Annotated in this window: 12 protein-coding genes; 5 read left to right on the top strand and 7 right to left on the bottom strand. The window is 68.0% G+C overall.

Annotated elements, in window-relative coordinates:
- Positions 1 to 218: 218 nt before the first annotated feature.
- A complete protein-coding gene (locus EJ067_RS35625) occupies positions 219 to 341 on the top strand; it encodes a hypothetical protein (RefSeq protein ID WP_281058966.1) in 123 nt (40 codons plus the stop codon).
- Between the two features lie 109 nt (positions 342 to 450).
- Here EJ067_RS35625 and EJ067_RS03560 read toward each other — a convergent pair whose 3' ends face one another.
- Positions 451 to 1344, bottom strand: a complete 894-nt coding sequence (locus EJ067_RS03560) for a LysR family transcriptional regulator (RefSeq protein WP_126084702.1) — start codon at positions 1342 to 1344, stop codon at positions 451 to 453.
- Positions 1345 to 1477: 133 nt separating this feature from the next.
- On the opposite strand from EJ067_RS03560, the gene EJ067_RS03555 reads away from it, so the two are divergent.
- The gene (locus EJ067_RS03555; RefSeq protein WP_126084701.1) at positions 1478 to 2905 is read left to right on the top strand and encodes an MFS transporter; all 1428 of its coding nucleotides are present in this window, start codon (positions 1478 to 1480) and stop codon (positions 2903 to 2905) included.
- Between the two features lie 224 nt (positions 2906 to 3129).
- Positions 3130 to 4692, top strand: a complete 1563-nt coding sequence (locus EJ067_RS35050) for an alpha/beta hydrolase (RefSeq protein ID WP_245468150.1) — start codon at positions 3130 to 3132, stop codon at positions 4690 to 4692.
- Between the two features lie 30 nt (positions 4693 to 4722).
- On the opposite strand, the gene EJ067_RS03545 is transcribed toward EJ067_RS35050, so the two are convergent.
- The 5 genes from EJ067_RS03545 to EJ067_RS03525 all read right to left on the bottom strand — a co-directional run bounded on the left by EJ067_RS03545 (position 4723) and on the right by EJ067_RS03525 (position 8847).
- Positions 4723 to 5178: a MaoC family dehydratase gene (locus tag EJ067_RS03545; RefSeq protein ID WP_126084700.1), complete on the bottom strand. Its 456-nt coding sequence runs from the start codon at positions 5176 to 5178 to the stop codon at positions 4723 to 4725.
- Positions 5175 to 6470 (bottom strand): NAD(P)/FAD-dependent oxidoreductase, encoded by a 1296-nt coding sequence (locus EJ067_RS03540; RefSeq protein ID WP_126084699.1) that lies wholly within the window; start codon positions 6468 to 6470, stop codon positions 5175 to 5177. The genes EJ067_RS03545 and EJ067_RS03540 overlap by 4 nt, the downstream gene beginning before the upstream one ends.
- Before the next feature lie 11 nt (positions 6471 to 6481).
- Positions 6482 to 7708 carry an NAD(P)/FAD-dependent oxidoreductase gene (locus EJ067_RS03535; RefSeq protein ID WP_126084698.1) on the bottom strand — a complete coding sequence of 409 codons (1227 nt, stop codon included), beginning with the start codon at positions 7706 to 7708 and terminating at the stop codon, positions 6482 to 6484.
- A 64-nt stretch (positions 7709 to 7772) separates the two neighbouring features.
- A complete protein-coding gene (locus EJ067_RS03530) occupies positions 7773 to 8351 on the bottom strand; it encodes an OsmC family protein (RefSeq protein WP_126084697.1) in 579 nt (192 codons plus the stop codon).
- Positions 8352 to 8604: 253 nt separating this feature from the next.
- Positions 8605 to 8847 carry a DUF1127 domain-containing protein gene (locus EJ067_RS03525; RefSeq protein ID WP_189510358.1) on the bottom strand — a complete coding sequence of 81 codons (243 nt, stop codon included), beginning with the start codon at positions 8845 to 8847 and terminating at the stop codon, positions 8605 to 8607.
- A gap of 256 nt (positions 8848 to 9103) precedes the next feature.
- Between EJ067_RS03525 and EJ067_RS03520 the strand changes: the two genes are divergently transcribed.
- Positions 9104 to 10477, top strand: a complete 1374-nt coding sequence (locus EJ067_RS03520) for a nodulation protein NfeD (protein ID WP_126084695.1) — start codon at positions 9104 to 9106, stop codon at positions 10475 to 10477.
- Positions 10474 to 11232: a slipin family protein gene (locus EJ067_RS03515; protein ID WP_126084694.1), complete on the top strand. Its 759-nt coding sequence runs from the start codon at positions 10474 to 10476 to the stop codon at positions 11230 to 11232. The genes EJ067_RS03520 and EJ067_RS03515 overlap by 4 nt, the downstream gene beginning before the upstream one ends.
- Here the strand turns inward: EJ067_RS03515 and EJ067_RS03510 are convergent.
- A complete protein-coding gene (locus tag EJ067_RS03510; protein ID WP_126084693.1) occupies positions 11201 to 12157 on the bottom strand; it encodes a LysR family transcriptional regulator in 957 nt (318 codons plus the stop codon). The genes EJ067_RS03515 and EJ067_RS03510 overlap by 32 nt on opposite strands.
- Positions 12158 to 12209 lie beyond the last annotated feature (52 nt).

The following is a 12209-nucleotide window of genomic DNA, read 5'->3' as shown; positions in this document are numbered from 1 at the left end:
TGCGGACCTATATGTCTATCCGTTTGAATAAGTTCGTTTTTCGTCGGCTGAGCTATTTTGAGGCCCGGTTCTCAACCTGACTTTTTTTGGGCGCATTTCCGCACGCAACATCGCGCCAAATCTCCGGTCAAGGCGAGAGCGCTGGCCGCTTGTGAACCGCTTCATGATACCCTCATGCAGGCGTGCTATAATATCCAATGCGAGCGAGGGAGGGTGCCATGGGCGATCGGTTGCTCGAAGTGCTTGCCAGGCGCAAATCCTGGCTGGACAGGTTGGCGCTTGGGCTGCTCATCTTCCTTGCAACGCTGATTGCCGGTCTCATGGGCGGCGCCGGCGCTTGAGCACTTCTCCCCAAAGCGTGGACCGGTTTCGAGACATTGCGCAAAACCAAAAACCCAACGCATCGCGATCCTTCGCCTGCCGCCCATCTCGCCGCAGGGGGGAGATGGTTCACCGCCCCCCGCACACCTCCCGCACCACGTCCCGCAGCCAGCGATGCGCGGGGTCGGTATCGAGGCGCGGGTGCCACAGCAGCGAGATGGTGAGCGGGACGAGCTTTACCGGCAGCGCGAAGGTGAACAGGCCTTCGCGCAGCTTGCCCGTATAGCGCTCGGGCACGGTGGCGATGAGGTCGGAGCCGCGGGCAAGCGCCAGCGCCTCCGAAAAGCCGCCGACCACCGTCGCGATTGTCCGCGCCAGACCGGCGGGCTCCAGCGCATCGTCGACCGGCCCGCGGTCCAGCCCGCGGCGCGAGATCAGTATGTGGCGGCCGGCGGCGAAACGGGCGGCGGTGATCTTGCCTCCGCTTAAAGGATGGCCGATGCGCGCCACGCCGACGAAACGGTCCCGGAATAGCGCCTGCGCCCGTACCTCCGGGCCGGTCGAGCCGCCGACCACGCCGGTTTCGAGGTCGACGCTGCCCTCGCGCATCGGCGCGCTGTCCTTGTCGGGCTTCGGCACGAAGCGCAACCGCACACCCGGCGCCTCCTCGGCGACGCGTGCCAGCAGGGCAGGGCCGAAATTCTCGACGAAACCGTCGCTGTTGCGCAACGTGAAGCTGCGCGCGAGACGCTTGAGGTCGAGCCGCTCTGCGGGACGCAGCATGGCCTCCGCTTCCCTCACCAGCCGGCCGGCTTCCATGCTGAGTTCAACCGCGCGCGGCGTTGGCACCAGACCGCGCCCGGCGCGCACCAAGAGCGGATCGCCCGTCGCCTCGCGCAGTCTCGCCAGCGCGCGGCTCGTCGCCGAGGGGCTGAGCTTCAGCCGCCGCGCGGCTCCGGCCACGCTGCCTTCGGCAAGCAGCACGTCCAGCGTGACGAGCAGGTTGAGATCGGGTCGCGACATGGCGCGATTTTAACACGGTTCTGGTTTTGTGATATGGCGTTTGATGCACTGATGAAGTGCAAATGCTGCGTGTTCCGCCACATCAGGCACGTGCTTATCTTCCCGGCAAGTTCCACCGAGCCGGAGAAGAGCCATGGCCGACATCGCAGGTCCACGCATCGCATCAGCAGGCCGCTCGGCAACCGGCGCGCTGGCCAGCCTGTCGCTTGCCATGCTGCTCTCCTCGCTCAGCACCAGCATCGCCAATGTCGCGCTGCCGACGTTGAGCACCGCCTTCGCGGCATCCTTCCCGGCGGTGCAATGGGTCGTGCTTGCCTATCTGCTCACCATCACCGCGCTCATCGTCAGCGTCGGGCGGCTGGGCGATCTCGTCGGCCGCCGGCTGCTGCTGGTTGCGGGTCTCGCGCTGTTCAGCGCCGCCTCGCTGGCGGCGGCGCTCGCGCCGACCCTGCCGCTGCTGATAATCGCCCGCGCCGCGCAAGGCCTGGGCGCGGCGGTGATGATGGCATTGACCATCGCCTTCGTCGGCGAGACGGTGCCGAAGGAACGCACGGGCAGCGCCATGGGCCTGCTCGGCACCATGTCGGCGGCCGGCACGGCGCTTGGGCCGTCGCTCGGCGGCGTGCTGATCGTTTCTTGCGGCTGGCGCTCGATCTTCCTCGTCAATGCCGCGCTCGGCGTGGCGGCCATGCTTGCCGCACGGCGCTTCCTGCCTGTGGGCGAGGCGAGGGAAGATCAGGGCGCGAGGAGGGGACGCGCTCGCTTCGATACCCTCGGCACGATCCTGCTTGCGCTGACGCTCGCCGCCTACGCGCTGGCGATGACTTTTGGGCGCGGCCATTTCGGCGGCCTGAACGTCGGGCTGCTCGGCGCCGCGGTTCTCTGCGCCGGCCTGTTCCTTTGGGCCGAGGGCAAGGTGGCGTCGCCCTTGGTCAAGCCCGCGCTGTTCCGCGACCCGGTGCTGGCGCCGAGCCTTGCCATGAACGCGCTGGTCTCGACGGTGATGATGGCGACGCTTGTGGTCGGACCGTTCTTCCTGTCGCGCGCCCTGGGCCTGAGCGAAGCGCTGGTCGGTGCCGTCCTGTCGATCGGCCCGGTCGTCTCGGCACTGTGCGGCGTCGTCGCCGGCCGCGTCGTCGACCGGTGGGGCGCATCCGCGATGGTCGCCGCCGGGCTGGCGCTGATGGCCGCCGGCTGCGTCGCGCTCTCCGTGCTGCCGACACTGTTCGGCGTCGCCGGCTACGCCGCGGCGATCATCCTGCTGACGCCCGGCTACCAGCTCTTCCAGGCGGCGAACAACACCGCCGTCATGGCCAATGTCGACAGCAACGAGCGCGGCGTGGTGTCGGGCATGCTGAGCCTGTCGCGCAATCTCGGCCTGATCACCGGCACGGCGGCGATGGGCGCGGTGTTTGCTTTTTCGGCGGGGACGAAGGATATCGCAGGCGCCGCGCCTGAGGCGGTAGCCGGCGGGACGCGACTTACATTCGCGGTGGCGGCTGGGCTGGTGCTGGTGGCGGTGGCAATTGCCGGTGGTTGGCGAAGGCGCCGGAGCGCTTGATCTACCCACGGGGGGAAGGTTGGCGGCGTCTGCACCGCGCCTCGCCAGCCACCAATGTAACCCGTCACACAGTCCTCACAGCCATCTTGCCGTATCGGCATTTCTCATGCCGGTGGCCAGCGAGACTTCCGCATTTTAGCTGATTTTGATATGCGGAGTGGTTTCTCTCGCCGAGCTGATGAGGAAACGATGGGGGTAGTGGCAGTGGAAGGACGCCCGGCCGCATGATCGACAGTCCGCAAGCCGGGCTGCTGGATCTATGCGTGCTCGGTGATTTCCAGGTGGCCCGTGGCGGCGAACTCATCGACCTGCCGCCGTCGCGCAAGACGAGGGCCTTGCTCGCCTATCTCGCCGTCACTGGCAAGGCGCACCAGCGCGAGCGGCTTTGCGAAATCTTCTGGGACATTCCCGATGATCCGCGCGGCGCGCTGCGCTGGAGCCTGTCCAAGATCCGCCAGGTGCTGGGCGAGGACGAATGCGCTTTAATCGCCGACCGCAACACTGTCGCGCTGAAGCTCGCAACGGACTACGCCCGGCTGCTGCCGCTGCTGAAGGGCGATCTTTCCTTGGCGTCGACCGAGGAACTGGAGGCCGCTGCCGGTTCGATCCGTGGCGATTTCCTCGCCGATCTCGCGCTCGAGCGCTGCTTCGAATACCAGGCCTGGCGCACGGGCGTCGCCAGCGAGGTCGAGCTCGCCGAGCTTGGCATATTGCGCGAGCTGGTCGAGCGCCTGGCTGGCGAGCCGAGGCGTGCGCTGCCGCTTGCGCGGCGCCTGCGCCGCCTGCTGCCGGAGGACCTCGGCCTGGCGGAAGAGGTCGAGGCGCTGGGGGAGAAGGTGAGGGCGGCCGCCGCCCAGCCCGCGGGACGCTCTGCGCAACCCGGCGCTGCTCCGGCGCAATCGTCTTCGCCCGCAAAGAGCCCGGCAACCGCGCAGGATCCCGGCCGCGCCGTGCATTTCTGCCGGGCTCGCGACGGCACGAGGCTCGCCTACGCCATGACCGGCAGCGGCGCGCCCATCCTGCGCGCCGCGCATTGGATGTCGCATCTCACCTTCGACTGGGACAGTCCGATCTGGCGCCATTGGATGTCGGAACTGTCGCGCGAGAACCGGCTGGTGCGCTACGACGAGCGCTGCAACGGACTGTCGCAACGCCACGTGGTCGACGTCTCGTTCGACACCATGGTGTCGGACCTCGAATGCGTGGTCGAGGCGGCGGGGCTCGATCGCTTCACCCTGCTTGGCCTTTCACAGAGCTGCGCGGTCTCGATCGCCTACGCCATACGCCATCCCGAAAAGGTATCGGGCATGATCCTCTACGGCGGCTATGTCAAAGGCTGGCGGGCGCGCGGCGATGCCGGTGAGATCGCGACGCGCGAGGCGATCGCGACGCTGATGCGCGAGGGGTGGGGTAAGCAGAACCCGATGTTCCGCCAGGTTTTCTGCTCCATGTTCATCCCCGGCGCTACGCACGAGCATTTCGCCTGGATGGACGACTTGATGCTGCGCACCGTGTCTCCGGACGATGCCTTCCGTCTGCAAAGCGCCTTCTCGGTGATCGATGTCAGCGAGCTCCTGGAACAGGTGCGGGTGCCGACCCTAGTGCTGCACGCGCGGGAAGACAACGTTGCCCCTGTCGAGTCCGGCCGCACAATGGCCGCCGGCATTCCCGGCGCGCGCTTCTTCGAACTGGAAAGCCAGAACCACATTCTGCTTGAAGGCGAGCCGGCCTTCGACGAGTTTATTGCCCATGTCCGCGCCTTCGTCGCCGAGACGGCCGGGCCCTGATCCGGAAGGCGAGCGCCGACGGAGAGCCGCTCAGTCCTTGATCAGCGGCACGGTGAACACCGTCGCGGTTCCGGTCAGGCACAGTTCGCCGGCTTCGTTGCGCACGGATGTCTCGAGCTTCGTGATCGGCTTGTCGAAACGCACCTCGGTGACCTCGACGCGGCCGGTGATCAGCTCGCCGACGCCGACCGCCTTGACGAATTTCCACGAGACCTCCAGGAACACCGACCCCGGACCGGGAAGGTCTTCCGCCACCACCGCGTTGAGAATGCCCGAGGTGACGCCGCCCTGCACGATGAGCTTGCCGAAGACCGATGCCTCGGCAAGGCGCTTGTCGTAGTGCAGCGGGTTGCGGTCGCCGGTCATCTCGGCGAACGCGTCGACGTCCTGCGCGCGTGTCCGCCGTGAGCGCTCGGCCGACGCGCCCACCTGCGGGCGTCCGTTGACGACGCCGATCCATCCGTCCTTCATCATATGTGCGGTCATAGTCTCGTCCCCATTCGGTTGCGTAGCGTGATCGAGCCGGCGGCGGCCGGTGCATTGGTGTCGTTTGCCGGCGCCCGCCGCGCCGCCGGCCGCCGTCGGGCAGCGTGGAGGGTGCGGCTCGGCATCTCCTGCCCGGCGAGCGCCTGGACTTCCGCCTTCATCACCGCGCTGAAGCGACGATGACGCTCGCCGATCTCGGCGAGCGTCCAGTCGAAACCCGCGACGGCGTCGGTAGCGTCGAGGACGTGATTGGCGAAGAGGTCGCGTTCGCGCTGCCAGGCCGCGAAGGCTGCTTCCGATCCGTCCAGGACCGCCCGCGCCAGGCCCTCGGCATCGCGCAGCGCATCCGAAATGCCGTGCGCGGTGATCGGGTCGCGGAAGAAGCCGGCGTCGCCGACCAGCGCCCAGCCCGGGCCGTAGGCCTGGCGGATATAGCCAGGCACCCCGCGGAACGCCTGCAGGCGGGCATCCCTGGCAGCGCGGTCGGCTTGCGCGGCAAACGCGGGCGAAAGCGCTTCCAGCACCTCCATGCGGGCACCCGCATGACCGGTGCGGAAGCGCTGGTCGAACAGGCTGGTCGGCACCGAGGCGACGATGCAGGCCATGCCGTCATTGGTCGGGATCAGCGAGCCTGCGAGCCCGTCGCGGAAATACCAGTGATAGCCGGTGCCGGGCTCGACCGGCGCATAGCCATAGACATGGGCGGCCGAGACCGCGCCTTGTCGCAGCACCTCGGCGTCGCAGCATTTCGCCACCAGCGAGCCGATGCCGTCGGCGCCGATCACGATATCGGCGGCGACCCGCAAGGCGGCGCGGCCGGCGCCGCGGATCTCGACGCCGCGCACCCGCCCGCGCGTGTCGGCGAAGAGGTCGGCGACGGCGATGTCATGCAGGAACTCGGCGCCGGCCTTGCGCGCGGTATCGACGAGCATGCGGTCGAGCACCGTGCGCCGCGGCGCGATCAGGCCGGGCAGGTCCGGTCCGCCGTCGAGCGCAATCGTGATCTCCTCGTCGCCATAGTGGAACGTCGTCGTTTCGACCAGCGGCGTGCCGGCCTCGATGAGGGGCTTGAGCACGCCCCAGCGCGACAATTGCAGCACGGCCGGCCGCATCAGCGCGTGCGTCGACAGCGTGTCGGAGCCATAGGGCCGGCGCTCGATGACCAGGACCTTCAGCCCGGCGCGGGCGAGCAGCAGCGCCGTCGAGGCGCCGGCGCAGCGCGCGCCGACGACGATCGCGTCGTAACGGGCGCGCTTGGGCGTGGGCGGTAGGGAAAACGCAGTCGTTGGCATCGTCAGTGTCCTCAGGCGGCCCTCAGGCCCTTGCGGTCGAGATAGCGGGAGACCTCGGCGGCGATCGCTTGCGCGTCGACGCCGGCGCCGCCGATGAAGTTGGAGTCCCGCTTGCGCAGGAAGCGGAAGCCGAGCGCGTAGAGGCCGGGAACGCTGGTGACGCCGCCCTGATGCGCGATCTCGCCATCGGCGCCGAGCGCAAGCGGCTCCAGCCAGTCGAACGAGCGGGCATAGCCGGTTGCCCAGATGATCGTGCGGATCGACCCGTCCGCCAGCGAAAGCCGCATTGGGCGGACCGAAGGCACTGTCACCGGTTGGCGGCGGGTCGGCCGCGCGGCGCCAGCGAAGCGGTCGATCCCGGCAAGCAGGCGCGCCTGCTTCGCTTCAGCCGCCGCCACGCTCGCCGCGAGATCGTCGGCGAAGCCGATCTCGCGGTTCGCGATGCCGCGCACACGGCCCGCCAGCCCGACGCCGAGCGCCTGCAGCGTGGCGAGGTCGACATCGGCCTTGTCCGGCCGCCCGGCAAGCTGCAGCGAGGGCTGGCGCCTGGCGCTTTCGGGGTTGGCGAGTCCGTCGAGCGGCTGCGCCATCAGGCCCATCTTGCAGAGCCAGAAGAAGATGTCCTTGCCGCGCCACAGCCTGGGCAGGCGTGTATGCTTGCCGACCGAAAGCGTGACACGCCGGCCGGCGCGCGCGAGCTCGTCGGCGATCTGCACCCCGGAGGAGGAAGCGCCGACGATCAGCACGCCGCCAAGCGGCAGTTCGCCGGGGGACCGATACTGCGAGGCGTGGATGCTCAGCCGCCCGCCCATTGTCGCGGATGCAAAGGGGATCACCGGCCGGTCGCAGTGGCCGGTCGCCACCATGACGGCTTTTGCCGTCCAGTCGCCGGCGCTGGTGGCGAGCGCGAAGCCGCCGCCGGTCCGCCTGCAGGAGACGACCTCGACGCCGCATTCGACCGGCACCTGCCAGCGGGTTGCATAGGTTTCGAGATCCTGGACGAACGCGTCTTTCGTCCTGAAGCCGTCAGGGTCCGGGCCGTCATAGGGCGAGCCGGGCAGGCCGTTCAGCCAGTTGGGCGTAAGCAGCCTCAGCGATTGCCAGGCCTGCGCGCGCCAGCGCTCGCCGATGCGGCAGCGCTCCAGCACGACATGGTCGATGCCGACGCGGCCAAGGCAATGGCTGAGCGCAAGCCCGGCCTGCCCGCCGCCGATGATGACGACGTCAGCGTGTTTCATGGCTCTGTTCCGAAACCCAGGGAAGAGACGGTCCGGATTCCCCGGACCGTCTCCCAGTCTTGCGTCACTGGATGGTCTTGATCCCGACCGCCACCGGAACGCCCTTGGTCAGCACGTCGAACACGGCCGAGCGCGCGCGGGCCTGCTCGACGAGCTGCTGGAGCTTTTCGGCCGGCGCGTCGCCCTCGACCTCGAACGAGACCTGGATGTTCTGGAAGCCGTTGCGGACCTCGTCCGAGATGCCGAGGATGCCGCGCAGGTCGATGTCGCCGTCGACCGAGCATGAGACCTTGGTGAGCTTGATGCCGCGCGCCGCGGCGATGTTGGCAAGGCCCGCCATCAGGCAGCTCGCCAGCCCATGCAGCAGCCACTCGACCGGGGTCGGCGCGTTGTCGGCACCGCACAGGATCGCGGGATGGTCGCTGTCGGCATAGAAGGGCTTTTCGTGCTTCTGCTCCTGGCCGGCGCCGTGGAAGCCGTGCATGACGCTCTTGCTGTGCGTGCCCTCGATCCATTCATTGTGGGCGCGGAACTGGAACTTCGCCAGCTCCGGCTGGCCGGCGACGAAGTTGATCGTCGCCAACAGGTTCGGTGTGTCGACGCCATTGAGCGGAAGTCGTGCAGGTTTGGTGTTCGGTTGCATTTGTCTTCTCCCAAAAAGGTTGGTTTGCGGCTTGGTTGCCGTGACGGCCTTCTTTGACCGTCGGGCGTTTGAACGAGAGTGGGTGCGGGCGTGGAATTTTCGATACGCCCACCGTGGAAATTGCATCGCCCGTTTCATTTGGGGCGTGGGAACCCAACGCCGGCAGGCCGGTCAGCGGGCTAGGTCAGACGCGAAAAACCCCGGCGATGCCGGGGTTTTCGTCGACCTTCCGGCCGGCCGCCGATGCAGTCGGTCATCCCGCTTCAGGCGTCCTGTCGGATTCGGCGAGCGCGCCGCGCGCGGATGTGTAGTATTCGATCTGCGAGCGGCTGACGCCCATGTCCTTCAACAGATAGTCCGGCATGGCCCGCAGCGCGGCGCGGTCGCTGCGCAGCCGCATGGCGTGGTAGGCCAGCCGCAACGCGCGGCCGGCAGGGCCGGGCAGGTTGAAGCCGATGCTGCGGGTTTCGTAGGTTGCGTGATCAAAAGTGGTCATCGTCATCTCCATCGGTTGCGGACGCGTTCCTTCGCGTCGTCGATGGGGACAATGCGGCACGGGCGACGGAGCGAGCGTTGGAGCCGGCGTCGAAACTGCCGTGGAATCGTCGGAGCGCATAATCTCCCCCACGAGGAGGGAGATTGAACGGCGCGACGGCTTTCGCCAATCGCCGACGTTGCAAGTGGAGCGCCTCTGCCGCCCTCATTGGACTTCGCCCGGCACAACCCCATATTGAATCGAAGGAGCTTTGAGCGTGAGACTCGCGCGGGTGGCCCTTCTGGCAGCGGCCTTCGTGGCTGCGGTTCTTTTCCCCTTCTCCTCGGCCGGAATGGCGGCGGAGAGGGTCGCTCTCAGCATCGCGATCGACGGCGCCATCGGTCCGGCGAGCTCGCGCCAGCTCAAGGATGCGCTCAAGGTGGCGTCCGAGCGCCATGCCGCGGTCCTCATCGTTCAGCTCGACACACCGGGCGGCCTGGTCACCTCGATGCGCGAGATGATCGCCGACATCCTGGCTTCTCCCGTTCCCGTCATCGGCTATGTCGCGCCGGCCGGCGGCCATGCGGCAAGCGCCGGAACCTATATTCTCTACGCTACCCATGTGGCGGCGATGGCGCCGGGCACCAATCTGGGCGCGGCGACGCCGGTCGAGTTCGGCGGGCTGCCCTCGCTTCCCGGCGGCGAGAAGGACAAGGACCAGAAGGACGCCAGCGGGCGGCCGGCCGGCGACGCGATGATGGCCAAGGTGACCAACGACGCGGTGGCGCTGATCCGGTCGCTCGCCGAGCTACGCGGGCGCAACGGCGACTGGGGCGAGAAGGCCGTGCGCGAGGCGGCAAGCCTTTCGGCAAGCACCGCGCTGCAGCAACATGTCATCGACTTCGTCGCCCGCGACACGACCGAGCTCCTGCAGATGGCCGACGGCCGCACCGTTGACCTGGCCGGCAAGAAAGTGGTGCTGGCCACGAAGGGCCTGGCCGTCGAGACGCTGGATCCCGGCTGGTTCATCCGGCTTCTCTCCGTCATCACCGATCCGAACGTCGCCGTCCTGCTGATGCTGATCGGCTTCTACGGCATCGTCTTCGAGGTCACGAGCCCCGGCGCGGTGGCGCCTGGCGTCATCGGCGCCGTCTGCCTCGTGCTCGCCCTCTATGCGCTCGATCTGCTGCCGATCAACTATACCGGGCTCGCCCTGATGCTGCTCGGCGTCGGCTTCCTCATCGTCGAGGCTTTCAATCCGACGGTGGTGCTGGGGGTCGGCGGCGCGGCCGCCTTCCTGCTCGGCGCGGCGATGCTGCTCAAGATCGAGGGGCCGGGCTTCGCCATATCCTGGGCGATCATCGGCCCTGCCGCGGCGTTGACGCTGGGGCTGGCACTTTTTGCCGGCAGCTACCTCTGGGCGGCGCGGCGCAATCCGCCGCGCATCGGCGGCGAGGCGATGCGCGGCCTCCCGGTCGAGATCCTCGACTGGCAGGGCGGCGAGGGCCATGTGCTGGCGCTCGGCGAACGCTGGCGGGCGAAGGCCGACGAGCCGATAGCGCCGGGAGATCGCGCGGAGGTAACCGCGGTCAGCGACCTGGTGCTGACGGTGCGGCGGCGCAACTCGGAAAATGACGGAGCAAGACGATGACGGTCGGTTATGTCGCCTATCTGGTCCTTGCCCTGCTGGTGATCATGTTCCTGTCGGCGGCCATCCGCATCCTCAGGGAATATGAGCGCGGCGTGGTGTTCACGCTTGGTCGCTTTACCGGGGTGAAGGGGCCTGGCCTCATTCTGCTCGTTCCCTTCATCCAGCAGATGGTCCGGGTGGACCTGCGCGTGGTGGTGCAGGACGTGCCGCCGCAGGACGTCATCTCGCGCGACAACGTTTCGGTGAAGGTCAACGCCGTGCTCTATTTCCGCATCGTCGACGCCGAGCGCGCGATCATCCAGGTCGAGGACTTCATGACCGCCACCAACCAGCTGGCGCAGACCACGCTGCGCTCGGTGCTCGGCAAGCACGAGCTCGACGAGATGCTGGCCGAGCGCGACAAGCTCAACAGCGATATTCAGGAGATCCTCGACCAGCGCACCGATGCCTGGGGCATCAAGGTTTCGAACGTCGAGATCAAGCATGTCGACCTGAATGAAAGCATGATCCGCGCCATCGCCAAGCAGGCCGAGGCCGAGCGGCTGCGGCGCGCCAAGGTCATCAACGCCGACGGCGAGCAGCAAGCGGCGGCAAAGCTCGTCGAGGCCGGCCGCATGCTGGCGGCCGAGCCGCAGGCCATGCAACTGCGCTATTTCGAGGCCCTGCACGACATCGCCGGCGAGCGCTCCTCCACGGTTGTGTTCCCGCTGCCGGTGGATCTGCTCAGCCAGTTCCTGAAGGGGCAGGGGAAGTGAGCCGCCACGGCGGCTCCGGCGAAAAGCGCTTGCCGATCCAGTCGGCGAAGGCGCGGGTCTTGGCGGCCTGGCCCTTGGCCGAGGGCATGACGACATAGACCGCGCCCTCGTCGGCCAACGTCCAGTCCTCCAGGATCGGCACCAGCCGGCCGTCGGCGAGCTCGCGTCCGACCAGCCAGTCGGTGCTCATCATCAGGCCGACGCCCTGCACGGCGGCCTCGACCAGCACCTCGGCATCGTCGCCGACCAACGGCCCCGAAACCTCGACGCGCACGCGCCGGCCCTCGCGGTCGGTCATCTCCCAGGCCGGAAAGGTCTGGAAACCGGTGAAGCCGAGGCAGGAATGTTCGAGCAGCGCCTGCGGCGTTTCCGGTCTGCCCCTTCGGGCGAGGTAGGAGGGCGCGGCGCAGAGCAGCCGGCGCCGCGTCGCCACCTTGCGCGCCACCAGCCGCGAATCCTCCAGGCTGCCCAGCCGCACGGCGACGTCGAAATTCTCGGCGACGAGATCGGCGAAGCGGTTGGAGAATTCGGCCTCGATGCGCACTTCCGGGAATTCGGCGAGGAACTGCGGCAGGAACGGCCCGATCCACATGCGCCCGAACGTGCCGGGCAGCGAAAGCCGGAGCAGCCCGCGCGGCCGGCCGCCGGCATGCGCCGAGGCGGCGGCTTCCGCCTCGTCGACCGAGGCGAGGATGGCGCGCACGCGCACCAGGAATTCCGCGCCCGCCTCCGTCAGCGCTACGCTGCGGGTCGTGCGGTGGAGCAGCCTGACCCCCAGCCGCCCCTCCAGCGACTGCAGGCGGCGCGACAGGATGGTCGCATCGCGTCCGACCCGCGCTGCCGCCCTGGTGAAGGAGCGCGCCTCGGCTACGGCGGCGAAGGCCGCCATTTCGGCAAGGGCGGAGGGTTCATAGGATTGCTGCATGATTTGCAATGCTCAAATGCAAAGTCCAATGATTATCGAGAAATAGCGCAGT

This window comes from Mesorhizobium sp. M1D.F.Ca.ET.043.01.1.1 (assembly GCF_003952385.1).
Lineage (GTDB): Bacteria > Pseudomonadota > Alphaproteobacteria > Rhizobiales > Rhizobiaceae > Mesorhizobium.
Note: the sequence above shows the minus strand (reverse complement) of the source record. Positions and strands in the feature narration are given on the sequence as shown.

What these genes read in the sequence shown, in the direction of transcription:
- EJ067_RS35625 (WP_281058966.1), top strand. Translation starts at nt 219, where the DNA reads ATGGGCGATCGGTTGCTCGAAGTGCTTGCCAGGCGCAAATCCTGGCTG.
- EJ067_RS03560 (WP_126084702.1), bottom strand. Translation starts at nt 1,344, where the DNA reads ATGTCGCGACCCGATCTCAACCTGCTCGTCACGCTGGACGTGCTGCTT.
- EJ067_RS03555 (WP_126084701.1), top strand. Translation starts at nt 1,478, where the DNA reads ATGGCCGACATCGCAGGTCCACGCATCGCATCAGCAGGCCGCTCGGCA.
- EJ067_RS35050 (WP_245468150.1), top strand. Translation starts at nt 3,130, where the DNA reads ATGATCGACAGTCCGCAAGCCGGGCTGCTGGATCTATGCGTGCTCGGT.
- EJ067_RS03545 (WP_126084700.1), bottom strand. Translation starts at nt 5,178, where the DNA reads ATGACCGCACATATGATGAAGGACGGATGGATCGGCGTCGTCAACGGA.
- EJ067_RS03540 (WP_126084699.1), bottom strand. Translation starts at nt 6,470, where the DNA reads ATGCCAACGACTGCGTTTTCCCTACCGCCCACGCCCAAGCGCGCCCGT.
- EJ067_RS03535 (WP_126084698.1), bottom strand. Translation starts at nt 7,708, where the DNA reads ATGAAACACGCTGACGTCGTCATCATCGGCGGCGGGCAGGCCGGGCTT.
- EJ067_RS03530 (WP_126084697.1), bottom strand. Translation starts at nt 8,351, where the DNA reads ATGCAACCGAACACCAAACCTGCACGACTTCCGCTCAATGGCGTCGAC.
- EJ067_RS03525 (WP_189510358.1), bottom strand. Translation starts at nt 8,847, where the DNA reads ATGACCACTTTTGATCACGCAACCTACGAAACCCGCAGCATCGGCTTC.
- EJ067_RS03515 (WP_126084694.1), top strand. Translation starts at nt 10,474, where the DNA reads ATGACGGTCGGTTATGTCGCCTATCTGGTCCTTGCCCTGCTGGTGATC.
- EJ067_RS03510 (WP_126084693.1), bottom strand. Translation starts at nt 12,157, where the DNA reads ATGCAGCAATCCTATGAACCCTCCGCCCTTGCCGAAATGGCGGCCTTC.